Below are 1152 nucleotides of genomic sequence, written 5' to 3'. Positions count from 1 at the left end.
GTTGGACTTGAGCCAGTCCTGCTCCTGGTTGGCCAGGGTCGTCTCGCGCAGCGACTCCACCATGGTGTTGATGTTGTCCTTGAGCTCGGCGACCTCGCCGGAGGCGTCGACGGTGATGGAGCGGGTCAGATCGCCCTCGGCGACAGCGCTGGCCACCTCCGCGATCGCCCGCACCTGCCGCGTCAGGTTGCCCGCCAGCTCGTTGACGTTCTCGGTGAGACGCTTCCACGTGCCGGACACGCCGCCGACCTCGGCCTGGCCGCCGAGGCGGCCCTCGCTGCCGACCTCACGCGCCACACGCGTCACCTCGGCCGCGAAGGACGACAGCTGGTCGACCATCGTGTTGATGGTCGTCTTCAGCTCCAGGATCTCGCCGCGCGCGTCCACGTCGATCTTCTTCGACAGGTCACCGTTGGCCACGGCGGTGGTGACCAGGGCGATGTTGCGGACCTGGTTGGTCAGGTTGTTCGCCATCGAGTTGACGTTGTCGGTCAGGTCCTTCCAGGTACCGGCCACGTTCGGCACCCGCGCCTGACCGCCCAGCATCCCCTCGGTACCCACCTCGCGCGCCACACGCGTCACCTCGTCGGCGAACGCCGACAGGGTGTCGACCATCGTATTGATCACCCCGGCGAGCGCGGCCACCTCGCCCTTCGCCTCGACCGTGATCTTCTGCGACAGATCACCACGCGCCACCGCCGAGGCCACCTGGGCGATCGACCGCACCTGACCCGTCAGATTGGAGGCCATGACGTTGACGTTGTCCGTCAGGTCCTTCCACGTACCCGAAACACCCCGGACGGTCGCCTGACCCCCCAGATTCCCCTCCGTACCGACCTCACGCGCGACACGCGTCACCTCGTCGGCGAACGCCGAGAGCTGATCGACCATCGTGTTGATGGTCTCCTTCAGCTCCAGGATCTCCCCCCGCGCGTCGACCCGGATCTTCTGCGACAGATCCCCCTGCGCCACCGCGGTCGTGACCTCCGCGATCGACCGGACCTGAGCCGTCAGATTGTCGGCCATCACGTTGACCGACTCCGTCAGGTCCTTCCACGTACCCGACACGCCCTTGACGTCGGCCTGACCGCCCAGACGCCCCTCCGTGCCCACCTCACGCGCGACACGCGTCACCTCACCGGCGAACGCCGA

General features: G+C 67.4%; 1 protein-coding gene. It reads right to left on the bottom strand.

What is annotated here, in order from left to right; all coding sequences use genetic code 11:
* Nucleotides 1-1152: HAMP domain-containing protein (locus ACIA79_RS33555; RefSeq protein ID WP_399432211.1), on the bottom strand; the 1152-nt coding region annotated here is incomplete at both ends.

It is taken from the genome of Streptomyces sp. NPDC051310 (assembly GCF_044455245.1).
GTDB lineage: Bacteria > Actinomycetota > Actinomycetes > Streptomycetales > Streptomycetaceae > Streptomyces.
This window is presented reverse-complemented; position numbering and strand designations above follow the sequence as displayed.